The sequence below is a fragment of the Facklamia lactis genome (genome assembly GCF_015863205.1).
Taxonomy (GTDB): domain Bacteria; phylum Bacillota; class Bacilli; order Lactobacillales; family Aerococcaceae; genus Facklamia; species Facklamia lactis.
Genome location: NZ_JACBXQ010000001.1, coordinates 350166 through 370311, shown reverse-complemented (window position 1 = coordinate 370311; position 20146 = coordinate 350166). Strand labels below are relative to the sequence as shown.

19 protein-coding genes are annotated in these 20146 nt (G+C 37.1%); 13 read left to right on the top strand and 6 right to left on the bottom strand.

Going from position 1 to position 20146, the window contains the following annotated elements; all coding sequences use genetic code 11:
• The first annotated feature begins 2 nt into the window (after window positions 1–2).
• The 5 genes from HZY91_RS01645 to HZY91_RS01625 all read left to right on the top strand — a co-directional run bounded on the left by HZY91_RS01645 (window position 3) and on the right by HZY91_RS01625 (window position 4392).
• On the top strand, window positions 3–983 hold the full coding sequence (locus HZY91_RS01645) for a D-cysteine desulfhydrase family protein (protein WP_197114064.1): 981 nt from the start codon (window positions 3–5) through the stop codon (window positions 981–983).
• A gap of 197 nt (window positions 984–1180) precedes the next feature.
• On the top strand, window positions 1181–1924 hold the full coding sequence (locus HZY91_RS01640; RefSeq protein WP_197114062.1) for a CPBP family intramembrane glutamic endopeptidase: 744 nt from the start codon (window positions 1181–1183) through the stop codon (window positions 1922–1924).
• Window positions 1925–2008: 84 nt separating this feature from the next.
• Window positions 2009–2371 (top strand): hypothetical protein, encoded by a 363-nt coding sequence (locus tag HZY91_RS01635; protein WP_197114060.1) that lies wholly within the window; start codon window positions 2009–2011, stop codon window positions 2369–2371.
• 165 nt (window positions 2372–2536) lie between these two features.
• A complete protein-coding gene (gene fsa / locus HZY91_RS01630) occupies window positions 2537–3187 on the top strand; it encodes a fructose-6-phosphate aldolase (protein ID WP_197114058.1) in 651 nt (216 codons plus the stop codon).
• 167 nt (window positions 3188–3354) lie between these two features.
• Window positions 3355–4392, top strand: a complete 1038-nt coding sequence (locus HZY91_RS01625; protein WP_197114558.1) for a 2,3-butanediol dehydrogenase — start codon at window positions 3355–3357, stop codon at window positions 4390–4392.
• A 65-nt stretch (window positions 4393–4457) separates the two neighbouring features.
• Here the strand turns inward: HZY91_RS01625 and HZY91_RS01620 are convergent, their stop codons facing one another.
• The 4 genes from HZY91_RS01620 to HZY91_RS01605 all read right to left on the bottom strand — a co-directional run bounded on the left by HZY91_RS01620 (window position 4458) and on the right by HZY91_RS01605 (window position 7901).
• Window positions 4458–5327, bottom strand: coding sequence for a sensor histidine kinase (locus tag HZY91_RS01620; protein ID WP_197114056.1), 870 nt, complete (start codon window positions 5325–5327; stop codon window positions 4458–4460).
• A 19-nt stretch (window positions 5328–5346) separates the two neighbouring features.
• On the bottom strand, window positions 5347–6204 hold the full coding sequence (locus tag HZY91_RS01615; RefSeq protein WP_197114054.1) for a hypothetical protein: 858 nt from the start codon (window positions 6202–6204) through the stop codon (window positions 5347–5349).
• Window positions 6197–7114, bottom strand: a complete 918-nt coding sequence (locus tag HZY91_RS01610) for an ATP-binding cassette domain-containing protein (protein ID WP_197114052.1) — start codon at window positions 7112–7114, stop codon at window positions 6197–6199. The genes HZY91_RS01615 and HZY91_RS01610 overlap by 8 nt, the downstream gene beginning before the upstream one ends.
• Window positions 7115–7205: 91 nt before the next feature.
• Entirely contained in the window at window positions 7206–7901 is a 696-nt protein-coding gene (locus HZY91_RS01605; protein WP_197114051.1) for a response regulator transcription factor, read from the bottom strand.
• 255 nt (window positions 7902–8156) lie between these two features.
• On the opposite strand from HZY91_RS01605, the gene HZY91_RS01600 reads away from it, so the two are divergent.
• Together HZY91_RS01600 and HZY91_RS01595 are read left to right on the top strand one after the other, a co-directional pair.
• Window positions 8157–9116 carry a hypothetical protein gene (locus HZY91_RS01600; protein WP_197114050.1) on the top strand — a complete coding sequence of 320 codons (960 nt, stop codon included), beginning with the start codon at window positions 8157–8159 and terminating at the stop codon, window positions 9114–9116.
• Window positions 9117–9245: 129 nt separating this feature from the next.
• On the top strand, window positions 9246–10295 hold the full coding sequence (locus tag HZY91_RS01595; protein ID WP_197114049.1) for an alpha/beta fold hydrolase: 1050 nt from the start codon (window positions 9246–9248) through the stop codon (window positions 10293–10295).
• Window positions 10296–10392: 97 nt separating this feature from the next.
• On the opposite strand, the gene HZY91_RS01590 is transcribed toward HZY91_RS01595, so the two are convergent.
• The gene (locus HZY91_RS01590) at window positions 10393–11898 is read right to left on the bottom strand and encodes an amidase (protein WP_197114048.1); all 1506 of its coding nucleotides are present in this window, start codon (window positions 11896–11898) and stop codon (window positions 10393–10395) included.
• A gap of 203 nt (window positions 11899–12101) precedes the next feature.
• Here HZY91_RS01590 and HZY91_RS01585 point away from each other — a divergent pair, with 203 nt between their 5' ends.
• From HZY91_RS01585 to HZY91_RS01560, 6 genes are all read left to right on the top strand, one after another.
• Entirely contained in the window at window positions 12102–12776 is a 675-nt protein-coding gene (locus HZY91_RS01585) for a response regulator transcription factor (RefSeq protein ID WP_197114047.1), read from the top strand.
• The gene (locus HZY91_RS01580; RefSeq protein WP_197114046.1) at window positions 12776–13681 is read left to right on the top strand and encodes a sensor histidine kinase; all 906 of its coding nucleotides are present in this window, start codon (window positions 12776–12778) and stop codon (window positions 13679–13681) included. Before HZY91_RS01585 ends, HZY91_RS01580 begins: the two co-directional genes overlap by 1 nt.
• Window positions 13682–13758: 77 nt before the next feature.
• Window positions 13759–14454 (top strand): ABC transporter ATP-binding protein, encoded by a 696-nt coding sequence (locus HZY91_RS01575; RefSeq protein WP_438940334.1) that lies wholly within the window; start codon window positions 13759–13761, stop codon window positions 14452–14454.
• Window positions 14455–14463: 9 nt separating this feature from the next.
• The gene (locus tag HZY91_RS01570) at window positions 14464–17112 is read left to right on the top strand and encodes an ABC transporter permease (protein ID WP_197114045.1); all 2649 of its coding nucleotides are present in this window, start codon (window positions 14464–14466) and stop codon (window positions 17110–17112) included.
• A 153-nt stretch (window positions 17113–17265) separates the two neighbouring features.
• Window positions 17266–18624: a DUF4767 domain-containing protein gene (locus HZY91_RS01565; protein WP_197114043.1), complete on the top strand. Its 1359-nt coding sequence runs from the start codon at window positions 17266–17268 to the stop codon at window positions 18622–18624.
• 57 nt (window positions 18625–18681) lie between these two features.
• On the top strand, window positions 18682–19275 hold the full coding sequence (locus HZY91_RS01560) for a GNAT family N-acetyltransferase (protein ID WP_197114041.1): 594 nt from the start codon (window positions 18682–18684) through the stop codon (window positions 19273–19275).
• Here HZY91_RS01560 and HZY91_RS01555 read toward each other — a convergent pair.
• The gene (locus HZY91_RS01555) at window positions 19270–20115 is read right to left on the bottom strand and encodes an HAD family hydrolase (protein ID WP_197114039.1); all 846 of its coding nucleotides are present in this window, start codon (window positions 20113–20115) and stop codon (window positions 19270–19272) included. The two genes, HZY91_RS01560 and HZY91_RS01555, sit on opposite strands and share 6 nt — an antisense overlap.
• Between the last annotated feature and the right edge of the window lie 31 nt (window positions 20116–20146).

The following is a 20146-nucleotide window of genomic DNA, read 5'->3' as shown; positions in this document are numbered from 1 at the left end:
ATATGGATAAAATATCATTAGCCAATTTGCCAACCCCCATTCAAAAAATGGATTACTGTAGTCTTTGCTATAATAAAAATATGTATATTAAACGAGATGATCTAACAGGACTTGAACTTTCCGGAAATAAAATTAGGAAGTTGGAATATGTTTTAGCGGATGCCATCCAAAGTCATCATGATACGATTATCACGGTGGGAGCTATTCAGTCCAATCATTGTCGAGCGACAGCGGCAGCTTGTGCTCGTCTAGGTTTGGATTGCCATCTGATATTAACTGAGAAAGAAAGTTATCATCATGAGGGGAATTATATGCTGGATTATTTATTGGGTGCGCATGTTCATTTAATTCCGACTGCAGGGGATCTGTTTCAAGAAATGGAAGCTTTAAAAGCAAAATTACACGATCAGGGAAGATATCCTTACTTGATTCCAGTGGGAGCTTCTAATCCAATCGGATCATTGGGATATCGTGAAGCTTATCAAGAAATTATTCAACAAGAAACAGCGCTCGGAATAACATTTGATACGATTGCTTTAGCAGTAGGATCTGGTGGTACATATGCAGGCTTATGGTATGAGAATAAGCAAGTAGCTGAACCCAAAAATATAGTTGGATTTTCGGTTAGTTCCTCTGCTGAAAAATTTACACAAGCTATCCAAGACATTGTGGTAGGAATGGACTACCAAGGTCAGGACTTTTCATCCATCCAAATTAATGATCATTACATTGGACAGGGCTACTCAATTGCGCAAGAATCTGAGATTGAATTTTATGTGGATATTATGCAGAATGAAGGAATTTTATTAGACCCTTGCTATTCGGGAAAAGCCTTTTATGGACTGGTAAATGAGATTAAGCACGGGCGTTTAGCCGAAGCTGAGAACATTTTATTTATTCATACGGGAGGAGTCTTTGGTTGGACAAAAGAGGATAAGGAATTAGCTAGTAAAATTGCCTATGAAAAAATAAATAATTTCTAACAGCGCTTTAAGCTGTGAACTATTAAAGAATCTAACTTAGTTTAGATTCTTTATTTTTTAATTAATCCAATTAATTCTCCAATAAAAGTTTGACTTTTTAAAATAATTATTATAAATTATGAATGAATTAAAAATAATGTTCATTCATAAAATTAGATTTACTCATTCAAATAAAAAAGGAAAGGAAAAAGTGAATAGTGAATAAGGTTGAAAGGTATTTAAATTTAGTGATTCTCTTTTCTGTTCCTTTTTATTTTTTAAATTTACTTGAGATCGAACCGCTTTTTCTGAATCTTCCCTTAAGCTTCATTGCCATTATTGTCCCTTGTCTATTAGCTGGGTATTTTATCTACCAAGAAGAGGGAATAGTGGGTGTTAAACAATGGTTGAAATCAACTTATCAATTTCCAACTTTTAGATTAATAGTTGTTTCAGTAATCATCATGCCGATCATTTTCAGTTTGGCTTTTATTTTTAAAAATGAATGTTTAGATTTATTTCATAGCGATCGACTAGCAAGGGAAAGTGGTATTATTTTTGTTTTATTTTGGGTAGGAGCAGTTATTGAAGAATTGGGCTGGACGGCCTATGCGACTAAAAAGATTCAAAATGAAGATAATATTTTCTCGACGGGTTTCCTAATCGGTCTTTATTGGGGGCTATGGCATTTATTTCCTTATTTAGCTCAAGAACGAACTCTTGTGGAGAGCCTTATTTTAATTCTAACGACGATCGGCTATCGAATCATTATGGGTTATTTATACTTTGCAAGTAACAAATTAACAATGACAGGAATTATCTTCCATACCATGATTAATTTTGTTCCGGAAGTTTTACCAGGAGGATATGACGCTTTTCATTATAATCATGTGCTTATTTTGGTTTGGCTAGTAGCCTTGTTGATGCATTATAAGCATGGAAAGAAGGAGAAGTTTCTATAATACATAAAATTTTAAAATATATTTATCTTTGTGTCACAATGATAAATTCTTCATGCTATAATCAAAACAAAAAGGGGTTTTTGAATGCGAGTCTTTATCAATAAGAATGATGTTTCAAAAGTTCAAGAAAAATATGGTCAAGAAAATGCTGTTGCTACTTTTACCCAATCCACAACTCCCTCTAATCAAAGACAACTTGCTGAAATGTTTATCATTGTATCAAATCCTCAGACTTTTGAAATTGTTAAGCTTAATCGTAAGCTTGAAGAGATTTCTCATGAATCGATTGCTAAAGACGAGATAGAAAATCTCAAAATTTCAGGCATGATTAACAAAAAAGTTACCTTTACGGTAAAACATCAAGACTATCGATTCTGGTTCAAACCAATTGTTATAGGATCCGGTAAGGAACAAAAAGAAATGATTAAAGAATTTGAAAATTGTTAATTATGATAAGAGCCCGAAGAAAGCTTTAATTCTTCGGTTTTTTTATGGTCGATTGAGCTTTATTTTGTGATCAGGCGATATTCTTGATCTTTCATGAAAAGAAGGTAATAATGAGGATAAGATGAGTGAAAAAGCTTACTATCATGAAATAGGAGTGTGGACGGAATGAAATTCTTTTTAGACACAGCCAATGTGGAAGAAATCAAACGTATTAATGATTTAGGTTTATGTGACGGAGTCACCACTAATCCAAGCTTGATCGCAAAGGAAGGGCGTCCATTTGAAGAAGTCATCAAAGAGATTGCAAGTATTGTGGAAGGCCCCGTTTCAGCCGAAGTAATTGGGCTTGACTATGATCAAATGGTTGAAGAAGCTCGACAAGTGGCTCAATGGGCCGATAATGTCGTTGTAAAAATTCCGATGACGGAGGCTGGACTTAAAGCGGTTAACACGCTCTCTAAAGAAGGGATCAAAACCAATGTCACTCTGATTTTTTCAGTAGCTCAAGGTTTGATGGCTGCTAAGGCGGGAGCGACTTATATCAGTCCTTTCATTGGTCGAATTGATGACATGGGGCAAGATGGAATGCATTTGATTGAAGAGTTGAGAATTGTTTTGGATAATTATGGTTTAGAGTCAGAAATAATTGCAGCGAGTGTTCGCCATATTGGTCATGCTGAAAATTCAGCTATCGCTGGAGCGCATATTGCTACCATTCCAGGTTCTTTATTCCCTAAATTATGGAGTCATCCGCTCACAGATAAGGGAATTGAAGGATTTTTGGCGGATTGGAAGAAGTTTGAAACAAACCCATAAGCAAACGAAGAAAGTCATGTTGATCAACATGACTTTTTAATTTGAGCATAAGCAGAAGTGTTGGGGAGTATTATTTATTTGTATAAATTATCAGGTTAAAATTTTTGTGTTTGAGTATTAAAAGGAATAAAATGATTACAAATACATGAGGAGGAAATTATATGACAATGAAAGCGGCAAGATGGCATGGCGCTAAAGATATAAGAGTGGAAGAAATTGAAATCCCTGAAGTGGGCGAAAAGCAAATCAAGATTGCGATCAAATACACAGGTATTTGTGGATCAGACTTGCATGAATACTTGGCAGGACCTATCTTTATTCCAGCTGAAAAGGAACATCCTTTATCAGGAGTTAAGGCTCCGCTCACTATGGGACATGAATTCTGTGGAGAGGTAGTGGAAGTAGGACAAGCCGTTACAAAAGTTAAAGTGGGAGATCGAGTAGCCATTGAACCGATTATTGCGGAGCATGGCTTAATCGGTGATTATAACCTTGATCCAAATCTGAATTTCGTTGGTTTAGGAGCAGATGGAGGTTTTGCTGAATTCTGTGTTTGTGATGGAGAGCTTGCTCACATTATTCCAGAAGGGCTTAGTTATGAGCAAGCAGCCCTAACAGAACCTTCTGCAGTGGCCTTATATGCTGTTCGTCAATCAGCATTAAAAGCGGGCGATACAGCAGCTGTATTTGGTTGTGGGCCCATCGGATTACTAGTCATTGAAGCCTTAAGAGCAGCTGGTGCTTCAAAAATTTATGCAATTGAGTTATCTCCAGAACGGCAAGCAATTGCCGAAGACTTAGGAGCGATTGTCGTTCGTCCGGAAGAAGGCGAAGAGATGGTTGCTGCGATTCAGAGAATGACCAATGGCGGTGTAGATGTATCATATGAAGTTACCGGAGTGCCGGTTGTTCTGAAGCAGGCTTTGGAATCCGTTCATAAAGCTGGAGAATGTATGGTTGTTTCGATTTGGGAACAAGAAGCTTCAATTCATCCTAATGAACTAGCAATTGGTGAAAAGACAATGAAAGGGATCATTGCCTATCGTCATATTTTCCCAAATGTCTTAGAGTTAATGGAAAAAGGCTATTTCCCAGCTGAAAAATTAGTCACTAAAAAAATTGTGATTGATGATATCGTAGAGCAGGGCTTTGAAGAACTTACCAAAGATAAGTCACAAGTCAAAATTCTTGTCTCGCCTAAATAAATCCAATTAAAGCTATAAAAGAACCAGAAGAGAATCTGGTTCTTTTTGTTTTGATTTGTTAGGGTTTATGATATTTTATTCGCTTGAATGGGTAGCGTGATCATAATAGAAAATTGATCCGTTTCTTCTCTAATTTCAACTTGTCCTTTCATTTTATCAATAGCTGTTTGAATAATCGCTAAACCTAAACCGCTATTATTGTTAGAGTGAGTAGAGTGTTCCTCAGATTGAATGATGATATCATTTGTGACTTTGAGTAGCGCGTAATCTTTAATAATTTGTAGTTCTAACACAATATTATTTCCATGGTGCTTGATAATGTTGTTTAGAATGTTGTCGTGAACGCGAACTAGTAATTGATAATTAGCTAGAATCCAAGCAGGATTTTCTGGGAGTTTCATTTCGAGCTGAATGTTCTGAGAGGTCAACAAATCATAGTAGCTAATGAGTTGTTGTTTGATGAATTCATTCCAATCGATGGGGGTGAGTTCATGACTGACCTCTAAATTGTTTAATTTCATATATAAGAATAAGTCATTAACCATATCGTTGAGATGGGCAAGTCGTTGATGAATAATTTCGAAGTATCGGGCTTGTTTGTCTGCGTCTTGATTCTCCTCCAATAATTGAATGAAACCCGAGAGACTGGTTAAGGGCGTTCGAATATCGTGAGATAAGTTGGTCATCAATTGTTTGGTTAGTTCATTATGTTTAATTAATTGAATTCTGAGTTGACGCTCCTTCTCAATGGTTTGATTAATGGATGTAATTAAATGGTCTAATTCCTGACTATGGATCTCCTGACTGATCATTTGATTGGTATACTCTTTTTTTTGAATTTCTTTCAATTCTTGATCGATATGTTGGACTTGTTTTCGATAGAGAAAGAGATAGATCAGTAGCATCAGAATGATAACGAGTAGGAAGTAAACCATTTAATCAGCTCCTTTGAAATTAATGGTCAAATTTGAAATCGATACGATAGACATACCAACGGTTAAAGAGATAGAGAAGGGTGAAAGCCGTTAGTCCAGTAAGGAGGGCTGGCAGGAACTGACCTTCGAAATCGTACCCCATGACTTGAAGTCGACTAGATAGGAATTGACCGACAATATCAATGTTTAGTAGTTTGCCAATTTGAGTGAGTAATTGAAGATGGACACCCATGGCAAAAAGTGAACTAATAATCATGGTTGTAACTTTGCTTTGAGAGAGCAGGATAGACGTAATATTTAAGAGCATAATCAGGATCGATAATAGAATATTTAAGGCGAGTTGACCTAATATGCCAGTGAATGAGATCGTTGACAAGAACTGTTCGGAAATAATTTCGGATACCAGTCCACCTAAGATTTGAAGGATAAAAAGACAAAGAGTAAGCACACTGGCCACGACAATTTTACTTGTGATCCATTTCCACTTAGCGCCTCCGATGGAGAGAATGTTCTTGAGATAGCCACTTGAGAAATCATTACTCACAAAAAGTCCAAAAAAGATGTAGCAAACAACCGAAGTGAGTGTAAAGGAATTTAGGATAAAGGGATCAAATCTCATCCCTTCTTTTAAAGCTTTTTGTTGCTGATTGTAAGTTTCCTCGTCGACGATTTCAATTTGGAAACCACTCCCTTCATTTTCTGCCGCTTTTTCGTTATTACGGGTTTGGGTTTGGTAGTATTGGTCATAGTCCATATTATATTGATTGTGATCCAGAGTAAGATTTAATCCTAATAAAGCAATAAAGAACAGAACTGATAGCCAAAAACCTTTCATACGAAACATTTTACGAAGATCAAATTTGATAAAATTAAGCATGGTGGACACCTCCAGTTAAATTGAGGAACATATCTTCTAGTGAAAAGCGCTCAAGGTAGAAGAGATCGAAGAGAATACCTGCTTGAATTAAGCCATGACTGATTAATTCAGGCTGATTTAAATGTTCAAAAATGTATAATTCATGAGGTGACACAACTTTAAAAGCTTGAAGTTGAAGTTGCTCCTCTAAATAAGCGACGATCGGATTTAAATCTTGCGCTTTCAAAATGATGCGATCACGGTTTTCACTTTCAAAATCATTCAGACATTCTTCTCTGAGTAATTTTCCTTCATGGATAATCCCTAATTTATTGATGAACTTCGAAAGTTCTCCTAAGATGTGGCTGGAAATGACAATCGTAATTTTTCTCTCTTGGTTTAGTTTTAAGATGGTTTCACGAAACTCTGCAATGCCCTGAGGATCCATTCCATTGGTAGGTTCATCAAGTAAGAGTACATCTGGATTACCAACCAGAGCGATCGCCAGACCTAGGCGTTGTTTCATTCCTAATGAAAAGTTTTTAACTTTTTTCTTTCCTGTGTGTGCTAGATTGACCAGTTCTAATAGAGAGTCAATATAACCGTTGAACTGGTAGCCAACCAGTTGACATTTCAAGGCTAAGTTTTGATAGGCAGTGAGGTCGGGATATAAGCCGGGCGCTTCGATGAGTGTTCCAATTCTAAGGTTTAAATTATCCCTTTTTGAGATTTCCTCACCTAGAACGGATAGTTTTCCTTCAGATGGTATAATTTGGCGATTAATAATTTTCATGAGGGTCGTTTTCCCCGCCCCATTTCTTCCAATTAAGCCATAAATATCTCCTTGAGCCACATTGACTGAGACTTGGTCGAGGGCTTTGACTTTTCCGTACTGCTTAGTTAAGTTAATTGTTTCAATCACATTCTGCATCTTTATCTCCTCCTTTAACTATACTATAGAAGATAGAAGTCAAAAGATCGCTAAGAAAAGTTAAAGAAATGGTAAAGAAGCTTTTAAAAGTTTATAAATGCTTAGGATGTATTCGAAAACCAATTCCCCAAACAGTTTCAATCCACTCTTCTTGACTAATGGCCAGAAGTTTCTTGCGAATATTACCAATGTGGACGTTAATTGTTTTATCTTCTCCTAGATAATCGGTTTCCCATGCGAGTTGGAAGAGTTCTTGCTTGGTAAAGATCTTTTGAGGATGCTTGATTAAGATGCTGAGGATTTTAAATTCTTGCGGTGTCAAATTGATTTCTTCTTGCTTAAAGCAGATACGGTGACTAGCAGGGTGGTATCGTAACTCACCGATGTGATAGCTTTCTTCTTTGACTTCTTTTGATTGAATAGACCGATGTTTAAGGCAGAGTTCCATCCTAGCAAGGAGCTCATCAAGGTTGAAGGGTTTATCGAGATAATCATCTGCTCCCGATCGGAGAAGTTGAATTTTTTCTTCCATTGAATTTTTGGCCGAAAGAATGAGGACAGGCGTTTGTGAATTGAGGGTGTGTTGTAATTCAGTTAGAACTTGACCTCCTGATTTTCCTGGTAGCATTAAGTCCAATAATATCAGATCAAAAGAATGCATATTGGCTAAGAGTAAAGCTTCTGTCCCTGAATAAGCACTCATGGTTGCGTAATGGTTGTTCTGTAAAAAATCAGTTAGCAGTTCTTGAATTTCCATACTATCTTCCACGATCAGGACCATGTTCATGGTTGAGGCTCCTTTCTATCGTCTTCATTAAACTTGATTATAGCATAGTGTTGAAGGTCAGAGCTGATTGATTTGTGTTTCAGATTATTATAATTCGGTCTCCTCACATCAAATACACAGCAAGATCAAAAAAAGCTCAATTTATATTCAAAATATTTGTATAAAATAATGGTATCATTAGACAAAGGAGGATAAAAATTACTGTTGTTTGGAGAGAGGACAGGATTAAATGTTCAATAAGAAAGTGAGGATATTATGAAAAAAATAGGAGCTTTACTCATTGTTGCCATTGTATTTTTTAGCAGTCATTTACCGATTTATGCCCAAGGTGAAGTAGCAGATGCTTGGACAGAACTTAGATCTAAGTCAAATAAGGAATTTCAATCTTTTAAACTCAAAGGTGAAGTGACGATCTCATCTGAATCACAAGGTAGAGAAAGTGAATTAGCTTTTATTGAGAGTGATATGATGGTGAGTGACGATCCACTTGGATTTCAAATTCTTCTTGATATTGTCTCTCCAATGGCTGGAGAACCGATCCAACTACAGATGTATGGAATGGATGGGGTAACTTATTCCTATAATAGTCAGGTAGACAAGTGGAGCCAAGAGGAATGGTCAATGTCGGATAAGGAAATACGGGAGCAAATCAATGAAGTTATTAACCCAGAAGATTCTGATACAGAAATTACTGAAGAACAATCTGCTTTCCAAGACAAATATTATAAATTAGAAGACGATGGAGATCATTATACTTTTACACTCAAAGAAGACATTGATGGTAAAGAATTTTATCAAGATTTCGATAAAGCTTATGATGTAGAGAGTATTTTAGATAAATCTTTTGAACAATCGGAAGATCAATTAGATGATAAGCAAAAAGATGAATATATCGAAAACGCTAAAAAAATATTTAATGAAGAAAGCTTCGCTAAATTTTTTGCTCTTAAACCTAAGTTAGAAGCGTCTTATGACAAAAAGACTGGACAACTAATGAATGTAGAACTAAGCATTGATGCAGATACTGAGTTGTTAAAAGATAGTATGCCTGAGGAACAGGCTCAATTTCTACCAGAGAAGCTTATGATTCAGGCCAGCTTCCAGATGTCAGAATATGGAGAAAACGTTGAAATTTCCGTGCCAAAAGAAGCGCTAGAATCGGTTAATACGGAAGAAGTTATCGAAGATGATGCCAGTAATGAATCTGAAAATTAAGCGATGTTAGAAAACATTCAATTTCATGGTGAAAAAACCTAGAACTTTAATTTTTTTATATTAAGCACATATGGAGCTCACAAAGATTAACTATAATAAAAGTATTAAAACGATTAAGGAGCGATTAATATGAAAAATTTTTTTAAAGTTTTAGGTAAGATCGTCTTAGGAATTCTTGCGGTGATTCTACTCTGGACCATCTTCGTCTATGGAATGCGATATTACAATGACCAAAAATACAAACCTCAAGATTATAATGCTGAAGATTATCCGGCTCCAACTGAATTATCACAATATAATCAAGAAATAGATGGGGTAGAAGTGGAACACATTGAAGGAGAATATCTTAATGGTTTCCATTTAAAACCAGAAAATAAAAAACATAAAGGGGTCGTGATTACTTTCGGTGGTTCAGAAGGAAGTCCTGGTTATTACACAGCAGAACCCTTGGCTAAAGAGGGGTACGAAGTTCTTTCCTTATTTTACTTTGGAATGGATAACCAACAAAAGGAATTAGTAGAAGTGCCTTTAGATTTCTTCGATGAAGTGCTGAATTATATTGATGAGAACGTCTCTGATAATGAAGACATTACCGTTGTAGGGGCTTCTAAAGGTGCTGAGCTATGCTTAAATTTAAGCACTCGTTATCCTGAAATTGATAATGTCGTGCTTTATGCGCCGACAGCCTGGAATTATATGGGCTTATCTTTTAAAGATTATTCCAACGTTAGATCTTCATGGACTTGGCAGGGAGAACCTTTACCCTTTATTAATTCGAATACAGCAGGGGGAATGACAGGGGTGAACTTAATGTTAGATTTCATCTTGAAGCGCCCTGTTCAATATCGTCCAGGCTACGAAACTGCAGCAGAAAAAGCAGATAATAAAGAGGAAGCTCGAATTAAAGTCGAAGAGAGTCAGGCTAATCTACTTATTTTTGCAGGAGCTAAAGATATGATGTGGCAAAGTGAAGTGTCTGCTCAGGCAATTGCAGACAAGCGACCTGATAAAACAGAGGTTCATGTTTTCGATCAGGCAGGACATCTCTTCCTTGGAGATTGGTATCAATATATGGGGGAAATTATCTTGGCGATGGGTGGCGATCCTAAGCATAATGAAGAAGCAGGAATGAAAAGTAATCAGGTTCTTTTTGAAAAATTAGCAGAGTGGCATTCATAAGGTAAAATTGAGCAAACCTACACATTAACTTAAACCATCGACCAGTTTTATCTGGCGATGGTTTTTATTTGATTCTCAAAAAATGAAGTAATCGGATTTACTTGCTACAGAGGTCTATTGTTTCACTATCGAGTAGACCTGCTTTCTCGATTTGTAAGCTGAGGGAGAGAAGTTTCTCTTCTTGGCCTTTACCCACAGCAAATTGCATGCCGATCGGCAGTCCGTTAGATAATTGATTCATGGGTAGGCTGATGGCGGGTTGACCGGTTAAATTCATTAATTGGGTGTAAGGAGTCCAAGCTAGACTTGCTTCAAACATCTCCCAAATGAGTTGAGCTTGTTGGTTAGAAGTGTAGTCTTCTGAATGTGCCAACTTATCTAATAACTCTTCCGCTAAGTTAAATTGCCCATGATGAGGGGCTGGTCCAGCAGTTGTGGGGCTAAGCCAACAGTCATATTGCTGATAAAAGCTTTCCATTTGAAAGGTTAAGTGATCCCAATAGGTTAAAGCCTGTGACATTTGATATCCTTTGATGTTCAGTCCAAATTGATAACTCGCCCAAGACATGGTTTCCATATCTGCATGACTGAGTGGCCGGCCTAAATTTTTCTCGATTTCAACCATCATCGCTGCTGTTTCGACTCCAGCATTAATTAGATAATATGATTCCATCAATTGGCGACCATCAATCGCTGGTTGATCTTCAATTAGCTCATGGCCCAAATCTTTTAACTGATCAACGGTTGCTAACAGTCGTTCTTTGACTTCTGTTGCAATCGGAAAGTTTTGAATGGATTCTATACTATACGCAATTTTAAAAGGTCGAGTGGGAGGAGTTAAATGATTGATGATCGTGGTATTCAAGTGAAAGGGAGCTTCTGGTTGATAACATTGCAGAGTATTATAGAGGATTAGAGTGTCTCGAATCGATTTTGTCAAAGCAAAATCAACTGAAGAACCCTGCCACCCGCGATAATTTTCAGGTCCAACGGGCATTCTTCCTCTGGATGGTTTTAAGCCGATGACTCCCGAGAAACTAGCCGGTATGCGAATAGAGCCACCTCCATCACTTGCGGTGACAATTGGAACAATGCCTGTTTTTAGGGCAGCCGCAGCGCCACCGCTAGAGCCTCCTGGATTGCGATTCAAATCAAGCGGCGAATTGACTCGTCCATGAAGTTGTGAATCAGAAATATTCTTGAAGCCAAATTCGGGTGTATTGGTTCGACCGACGATAATAAAACCGGCCTTGAGGATGGCTTTCGTAAAATTAGAATCTTGCCTCGCAATAACTTCTTTAAATAGCTTGGCGCCTCCGGTTGAGGGAAAACCAGCTTGGTTTTGCCCCAGATCTTTCAATAAAATGGGAACGCCATAGAAGGGAGGAAGAGCAGCTAGTTCAAGGTCTGAGCAATTCTTTATAGCTTGGTCGTATTCTTTAGCCACTTGTTTGGCATAGCTTTCTTGGATCGAAGTGATGGCATTTAGTTTTGGATTGATCTTAGCAATATTAGCTAGAGCTTGATGAACCAGTGCTGAGATCCCTCCGCGATTCTTTCGGATTTCTTCGGCATAGAAACAGGCATCTTCAGTAAATAACATATTGCAACCTCCTGAATGGTGTTGATCTAAAGATAACATAGGAAAGCAGAATTAACCATGCAGGATGTTGGGAAGAGTCCTAAGAATGAAGACTCTTTTATGTCTGTTTTCATGAACATTTTGGCCTCAAAAAAGAAAGAGGATCATGCTATACTGATAGAAACAAATTGCATTTTCATTCATTGCGGAGAAGGAGTCATAGTATGTCTCAGAATATATTGATTGTGGAAGATGATTTAACTTTGTTGAAAGGCTTGGAGATTGCGCTTCATGATGAGGGGCTTTTCTTTCAAACGGCTTCGACTCTTCAAAAGGCTCGAGTCATTCTTAATTATACAGATATTGATTTGCTTATCTTAGATGTAAATTTACCTGATGGTGATGGGTTGAATTTTTTGACAGAAATTCGTCAGACTCATAAGCAAATGGCTATTATCATGTTAACAGCTCGCGATTTGGAAATAGACATTGTGACGGGCTTGGAATTAGGTGCAAATGATTATATCACTAAGCCTTTTAGTTTGGCTGTTTTGAAAGCAAGGGTACATAATCAGCTAAGAACTCAGTTCCAAGCAGAGTCCCACATTTATCAATCAAGAAATTATTATTTTGATTTTGATCAATCGATTTTCCAAGTTTCAAATGAAATGATCTATTTATCAAAAACAGAAGAAAGGCTATTACGTTATCTTGTGGAGCATCGTAATAGCGTCCTGCAGCGAGATCAGTTAATTGATTATTTGTGGTTTGACTCGAACAAGGAATATATTGAGGAAAATTCATTATCAGTCGTTATCAAACGGCTTCGTAACAAGCTAGGAATAGAACATTCAATAAAAACAGTTTATGGAATTGGTTATCAATGGAAGGAGAAGTAATGATTCAATTCATAATTGGCGTTCTCCTCTTTCTTTTGGTCTTATTGTTATTTTTCTATTTTAAAGAGAAACACCGACAAAAATTGTTGTTTATGCATTTAGAAGACCTTCTAAGGCAGGCGAGGGATGGAGACTTTTCAGTGGAAAACTATGATGAGAGTCTATTATCGCGCTTTGAAGCAGATTTTAGTCAATATTTGAACGCAAAAGAAATAGAGGAACAGAAGATTGAAAATGAGCGAGACCAAATTAAAAATCTGATTTCAGATATTTCACACCAGACTAAAACACCGATTGCTAATTTGAGCTTATATAGTGAACTATTGGAAGAAGAGAATTTAACTGACCAAGCGCATGCATACAGCCAGTCTATTCGGCAACAAATAGATAAGTTAAACCATTTAATCCAGATGCTAGTGAAACTTTCAAGATTAGAATCAGGTATGATTCAGTTGAATGTTCAGCCTCATTCGGTCGCCAATTTATTAGATGATTTGGTGAATGATTTTAGTTTACAAGCTCATCATAAAGGGAAAACCATTGTGCAGGATTATACCGAAGATCAAGCTTTATTTGATTATAAATGGACCATGGAAGCAATGGGTAATCTGATTGATAATGCTCTGAAATATTCAACAGGACCCGATATAAGATTGACTTCTGAAAGTTTGGGGATGTTTGTCAGAATACAGGTGATCGATCAAGGACCGGGGATAGCAGAGAATGAAAGAAATTTGATTTTCCAACGTTTCTATCGTTCGAAGATGAGTCAGAATGAAGATGGTTTGGGAATCGGTTTGAATTTATCACGAGAGATCATTCGTTTACAGCACGGAGTGATTAAGGTGGATGAAACCCCAGCTGGGGGAAGTGTCTTTAATATTCTTTTGGTAAAGTCAGAATAATTCTTTCAAAATTGGAAGAATGTTCATCTTGCTTGTAAGAAGTATGAAAGATTAATTTGGCATACTGGAAGAGTAAGATGAATACGACTAAAGGAGAAAGACGAATGTTATTAACAGCAGAAAGCATTATGAAGACTTATCAACAAGGACAGGAAACAATGACGGCTTTAAAAGCCATTGATTTGCAGGTGAGGAGAGGAGAGTTTCTGGCTATTGTTGGAAGTTCGGGTTCAGGGAAGTCGACTTTATTACATATTTTAGGGGGGCTAGATCGACCTAGTTCTGGAAAGGTTTGGATCAATGGTCAAGACATTTTTCAGATGGATGATGATGCGCTAACTATTTTTCGACGTCGAGAGATTGGTTTTGTTTTTCAGGCTTATAATTTAGTGCCAGTCTTATCTGTGTATGAGAATATCGTGTTGCCGATTGAGTTGGATGGTCATCAAGCGGATGAACCTTATATTCATCTGATACTTAATGAATTAAAAATTAACCATTTGGTCGATCGTTTACCTAGTCAATTGTCTGGAGGTCAACAGCAAAGAGTAGCCATTGCGCGAGCACTTGCTACTAAGCCTTCTATCTTACTATGCGATGAACCGACGGGTAACTTGGATACGGCTTCTTCTCAAGATGTTCTTGGTCTTTTGAAAATAACAAGTCAAAAATTTGGTCAAACAATTCTGATGATTACCCATGACAATGAAATTGCCCAGCTATCTGATCGAATGATTCGAATCGAAGATGGTCAAATTCAGCAGGCAGATTAGGTGACCGCGATGAAAATAAATAACCATTCTACCATTTGGAAGTTAAGTTACAAGTCATTAATTCGATCTAAGAAAAGGAATAGAATCGCTATGCTAGCGATGATCTTAACCTGTGTGTTATTTACAACTCTTTTTACCATGGTCATTAACTTAAATTATAATTTACAAGCCCATCAATTTAAATTGGCTGGTGGCAATAGCCACGGTACGTATAAACAGTTGACGCGAGAACAAGTAGAGTCGATCAAAAAACACCCCTCTATCCAATCAGCGGGTGAGAGACTTTATATTGGACGATCTGATAAAGGAGTGTTCTCGAAAGTACCTGCTGAAGTGGCTTATTCATCAGAGGAATCGGCACGTTCAACATTTAGCTTTCCAATACAAGGCCGTCTACCCTTGAATGAAAATGAAGTGGCCTTAGATCGAGAAGTCCTTGAAAATTTAAATGTAGAGGTCAAGATTGGCGAAGAGATTCCATTAACTTTTCAAATGCATGATTTTATGAATCAGCCGATACAAACGATTAAAAAGAATTATAAATTGGTAGGGATTTCTGAATACAATGAATTGGCTTCTGTGCACGCCATACATTTGTCTCAAATAGAAGTTGAACAATTAATAAAAGAAGCAGAGAAGAAAGGGTTTAAAGATTTCTATTATGATTTAAACATTCAATTAAAATCTTCTCGTCACATTGAAGAGACAATGAAACAGATTCTTCATGATTTAGGTTATCAAAGTCAGGATTCAAAATTAAATAATTATCTTAAGATGGGGGTTAATTGGGCCTATACATCCGCTCAGATCGACTCCAAGGATCAATTACCGATTCTATTAATCTTTCTGCTTCTACTGGTAATTGTTCTCTCAACAGGTTATTTATTAATCAGTAATATCTTTCAAATATCCGTTCAAAATGATATTCGTTACTATGGATTATTAAAAACAATAGGTTTGACTAAAAGTCAGTTAAAAAAATTGTTAGTGATTCAAGCTATTTTATTATCTTTCGCCGCTATTCCTTTGGGGATTTTGATCGGATATGGACTGGGGATTGTTTTCTTACCTTATATTATTCGCCAGACGATCATTGAAAATCAGGTGACTCAAGCCGCTTTTTCACCCTGGATCGCGATTGCCGGAACACTTTTTACGATGATGACTGTCTTTTTATCTTGTTTGAAACCTGGCCGTATCGTTGGAAAGGTTTCTGCTATTGAAGCGGTGAGGTATCGGTCGGAAGCGAAAGTAAGAAGAACGATTAAGCAAAGAAAAGCTATCAATCTTGCACAAATGGGATTAGTTAATCTTCGCAGAAACTTATCCAAGTTTATTTTGGTAGTTCTTTCATTGACTTTATCCACGATTCTTTTATCTAGTTTAATGACCTTAACCTTTGGGTTTGACATGGATCGTTATCTAGAAAAACAGTTAAGTGGAGACTTTCTAGTGGCTAAAAATGATTATTTCAAATTAAATCATTTTTCTGATGATTTAAATTTGGAAGATGAATGGCTCAATAAGATACATTCAATGGGAGAAGGAATAATAGGTGGTTCTTCTTATACCTTGCTCCACAATCAAACTATTAAATGGATGGATGCAGAAACCTTAAAACGTCAATTAAGGGATCTTAGTCCAGAAGAGAAAGAAGCATTCCTATTAAATCATTATAAAAAGAATTCTGATTTTGGAGAAGTGGTTCAAATTCAAGGATTTGATCCCTTTTTATTAAATAAATTGGAAGTGATAGAAGGTGATCTTCAACCTCTGATCGATGGGCAGAAGAGGAAGATAGCGCTAGTATTAGAAACTGATGACTTTGGCCAAGTGATAGGGGAGGATTATCTTCCGATAGGCAGTCAAGTTGATCTCTCATATGCTCATCAAGTTTCTGCCATTGATCCTAGCACCCAAAAGGAAGTTAAGACTCAAGAGGGAAAAGGTCAACTAATGGTCAAAGAAGATCAACAAATAAGTTATGAGATTTGTGCACATGTTATCGTACCTTATTCTATTTCGTTGAGATATTCGATTGCTGGAAGTGATGCTTACATTCTTTCAACCGAACGTTTGAAGCAGGATAGTCAGCTTAATTTAACGCGTTTGTTTTATCTATTTGATAGTCATGATACTACTCTTGAAAGTCAAAATGAAGCTGAGCTTGAAAGCTTGACCGCTTCACCTGAATCCCTCCTACACTATCAGAGTAAACAAACGTTGCGCAAAGAATTCAATGCCTTTAGAAAAATGTTTATCTTAATAGGTGGAACACTTTGTTTCTTGATCGCTTTCATCGGAGTGATAAACTATATCAATTCCATGTTGACAAGTTTCATGACGAGAAGGCATGAATTAGCTAGTTTGAGGGCGATTGGCATGACGCGCTATCAAATGCAAAAATTATTGACCTATGAATCTATTTACTATACAGCAACGAGTTTATTATTATCCGTTTTATTTGTGACACTGCTGAATCCTTTATTAGGTCAAGTGTTGGAATCTGTTTTTTGGTTTTATTCCTATCAAAGGAATTTTGGAGCGATTTGGTTAATGGCCCCTTGTTTGATCTTACTCTCGTTCTTACTTCCATCTATAATCTGTCGCATCATTGAAAAGCAGACGATAGTGGAGCAGTTAGCTGAAACTTACTAAGTCAATAGACTGAATGTCCCTTTAGGGGGCATTTTTATTTGTAAAGGAGTTCTTTTCAATATTAAAATGATGCCTTTTATTATTACTTGTTTGTGAAATATGCTAGGCTTAGAGTAGGGGAAAACCCAAATTTGAAAAGTGGAGGCGATCGTCATGAATAGAGTTGTTAAGTGTCTCACTGCCTTGTTGTTGTCCCTGTTCCTGTTAAATGTGAAAATTGCCGCTGCCAATGACGTGATGCAACAATTGTCTGAAGCTGAAAATGGTCAAATAGAGTTTAAGTTCTTGAATGAAACGGAAGAACAAGTGACCTTACCTAATTTGCCGATTAGAGTAAGGTTGGAAAACATAGATACTTCGGAGCCCCAGGTGAGAATGATTTGGAATTTAGAAGATCCTAGTCAAGATGTGACCATTCCCATTGAAATTAAGGAAGTGGAGCCGACGTTGATTCCGACTTTACCGAATGGCGAGGAATATGAATCATCGGTGCAAATATCTTATACGGCTATGCCAGAACTTTATTATAATGGCGTTCTTCATTTGCTGACTTTACCAAGTCAAACGGGGCTCAATCTTCTCTTGCCCAATTTTGCTGGGAATGTTCCCGATGAGCAGAGGGATTATAATTTAATGATGACTGAAGTGGTGAATGATGCTTATGCACCGGATGGAATGAATGATAATGATTATTTACGTTTGGATAATGCTTTTAGAGAATGGGAAGCCGGAATGGGACAGAGTTATACCAACTTTTATCCCAATAGTGCTGAAGGCTTCGACCATGCAGGTCTTAGCTTGGAAGAATTGATGAATCAAATGACTATCCATCAAGAGAAAGTTAATCCAATGGAATCGGAAGAATATACGGTTCATGCCATTTATTCCAATGCAAACGATCCCCAAAAAGAAGAATTAGTGACTTATATTATGGTGGATTATTATGGAAAGCCTCAAGTTTTAGTGAGTCAAAATACTGATCCTTCTCAACCGATTGATTTTCAATTGACGAAGAATGCAGAACTGAGAGATCTCTTTGGGAAGTGGTATTATGGTGATGATCTTGCCCCAGAGACGACTGTCGAAACAAGTGAAGAGGTCGAAACAAGTGAAGAAGGAGGAGAATACACAGGAGTAGCCAATATGCTCCATAACCGTGATATGGCGTTTGATCCTGAAACAGCTGCTAGCTTTATTGAGGCAGTTTGGTTAGCTGATCGTCCTGGACATGAAATTGTGCTAGGAAATAATGAAATACCAGATGAGAATTCAACTAATCAATTAGTATTTGAAGAGAAGGCACCAGGATATTATTATCTCTATGAATCGGCTGGTTCGATTGGCGCAAGTCAGGACTTCTTCCTATACCAAGGACAAATTATAACGATCAGACGGAATAGCATGCCATTTACTTATGAAGTCTATGATGCTTCAACCTATGAACATTTAGGAAGCTATGAAATGACTGCTGAAGAGACGGAACAACTTCAACAAATGGATGGCGCTTCTTAAACAAATTCACCTTTAAATTATCTAACCCCGCTCTATTTAAAAGAAGAGCGGGGTTTAATGATGATTATGTTATTGAAGAAATGTGCTATAATAGCCAAAATAAAAGGCGAAGGTGATGAGATGGAAGAACTAAAATTAGTACCAGTTTCAAAAAATTTCCAAAATGAAATACTCGCTTATCAAGCAGAGTTTATGAAGCAGCGTGAGAAAGCCTATGGGTCTAATTCACTTATGAATTTCGATCAAATCGAAGATTGGTTTCTTTTTGTCGATAAGAATTCGAAGGCTCAGACCTGTCCAGAGGGAAGGGTTCCCTCGGATCAATATATGTGCCTGCGATTAGAAGACCAGACGATTGTGGGGATGATTAATTTACGGCATGAACTGACAAAAGACCTCCTAAAGGTGGGAGGCCATATTGGTTATTCGGTTCGACCAAGTGGGCGCCAAAAAGGCTATGCAAAATGGATGCTGATGAGTGCTTTGGCTAAAATGAAAGAAAAATCAATTAATAAAGTGTTGATCACCTGTGATGTTGATAATGAAGCGAGTAGACGTACGATTCTTGCTTGTGGTGGACAATTAGAAAATCGTGTCTATGATTCTTTAGATCAAGTTGAGGTGGAGCGCTATTGGATTAAGGTATTATGATCGCTTGATTCGGTAGTCTTCAAAATTCGTTTGCCCATTGGCAATTTCTTCTAAAATTTGAATGACTGCTTGCTCATTATTGTCACCAATTTGATAATTGCAAGATGGCAGTAAATCCGGATCCGCATTCGCCATGGCCATTGAGTAGTGAACATTCTCCATCATTGACTGGTCATTTAGACTATCACCAAAAGCCATTGATTCGTCAGCTTTAATCTCATAGTAGTCTTGCAGAATTTTAGCAGCCGTTCCTTTGCCACCTTCTTGGTGGTAGATATCCAACCATTGATCTCCAGCAGAAACACTGGTCAATTGAGTGAATTGTTGGGTCACCTCTTGGGAAATCCGCTTGATTTCTTCAAGGCTTAAGCCATGCGCGAAAATCTCAAGCATAATGATATCTTCATCAGCTGGAATTTGCTTGATTTCTTCAAGAGAAATTGCCTCTGGAAAGTAAAAATCAATCTCATTATTTTCAGGAACAAAATTTAAGATTTTATAATCATGTTGTTCAGTGATCGCAATCATAGAGAAAGGATACTGGTGATCGAGGATATATTGATGAACTTCTTCTAGTAAAGGACGATCAATGCTAAAAACATTAATAATTTGATGGATATTTTTGGTTAAATTGCCATTGGTAACAGCAAGATGCAAACGTTGGTAGCTAGCATGTGAGATTTCGCGTTTGACTAAGGCATCCGTATTACCTGTTGCGATGGTTACAATAACACCTTGATCGGTTAAAGTTTTAACCACTTGGTCAAAACGCTCTTGGTCATAAGTTTTTTGATCGTTAAAAAGCGTTCCATCCATATCAATCATAATTAATTTTATCATCATATACCTCCAATAATCGTATTGCTTATAA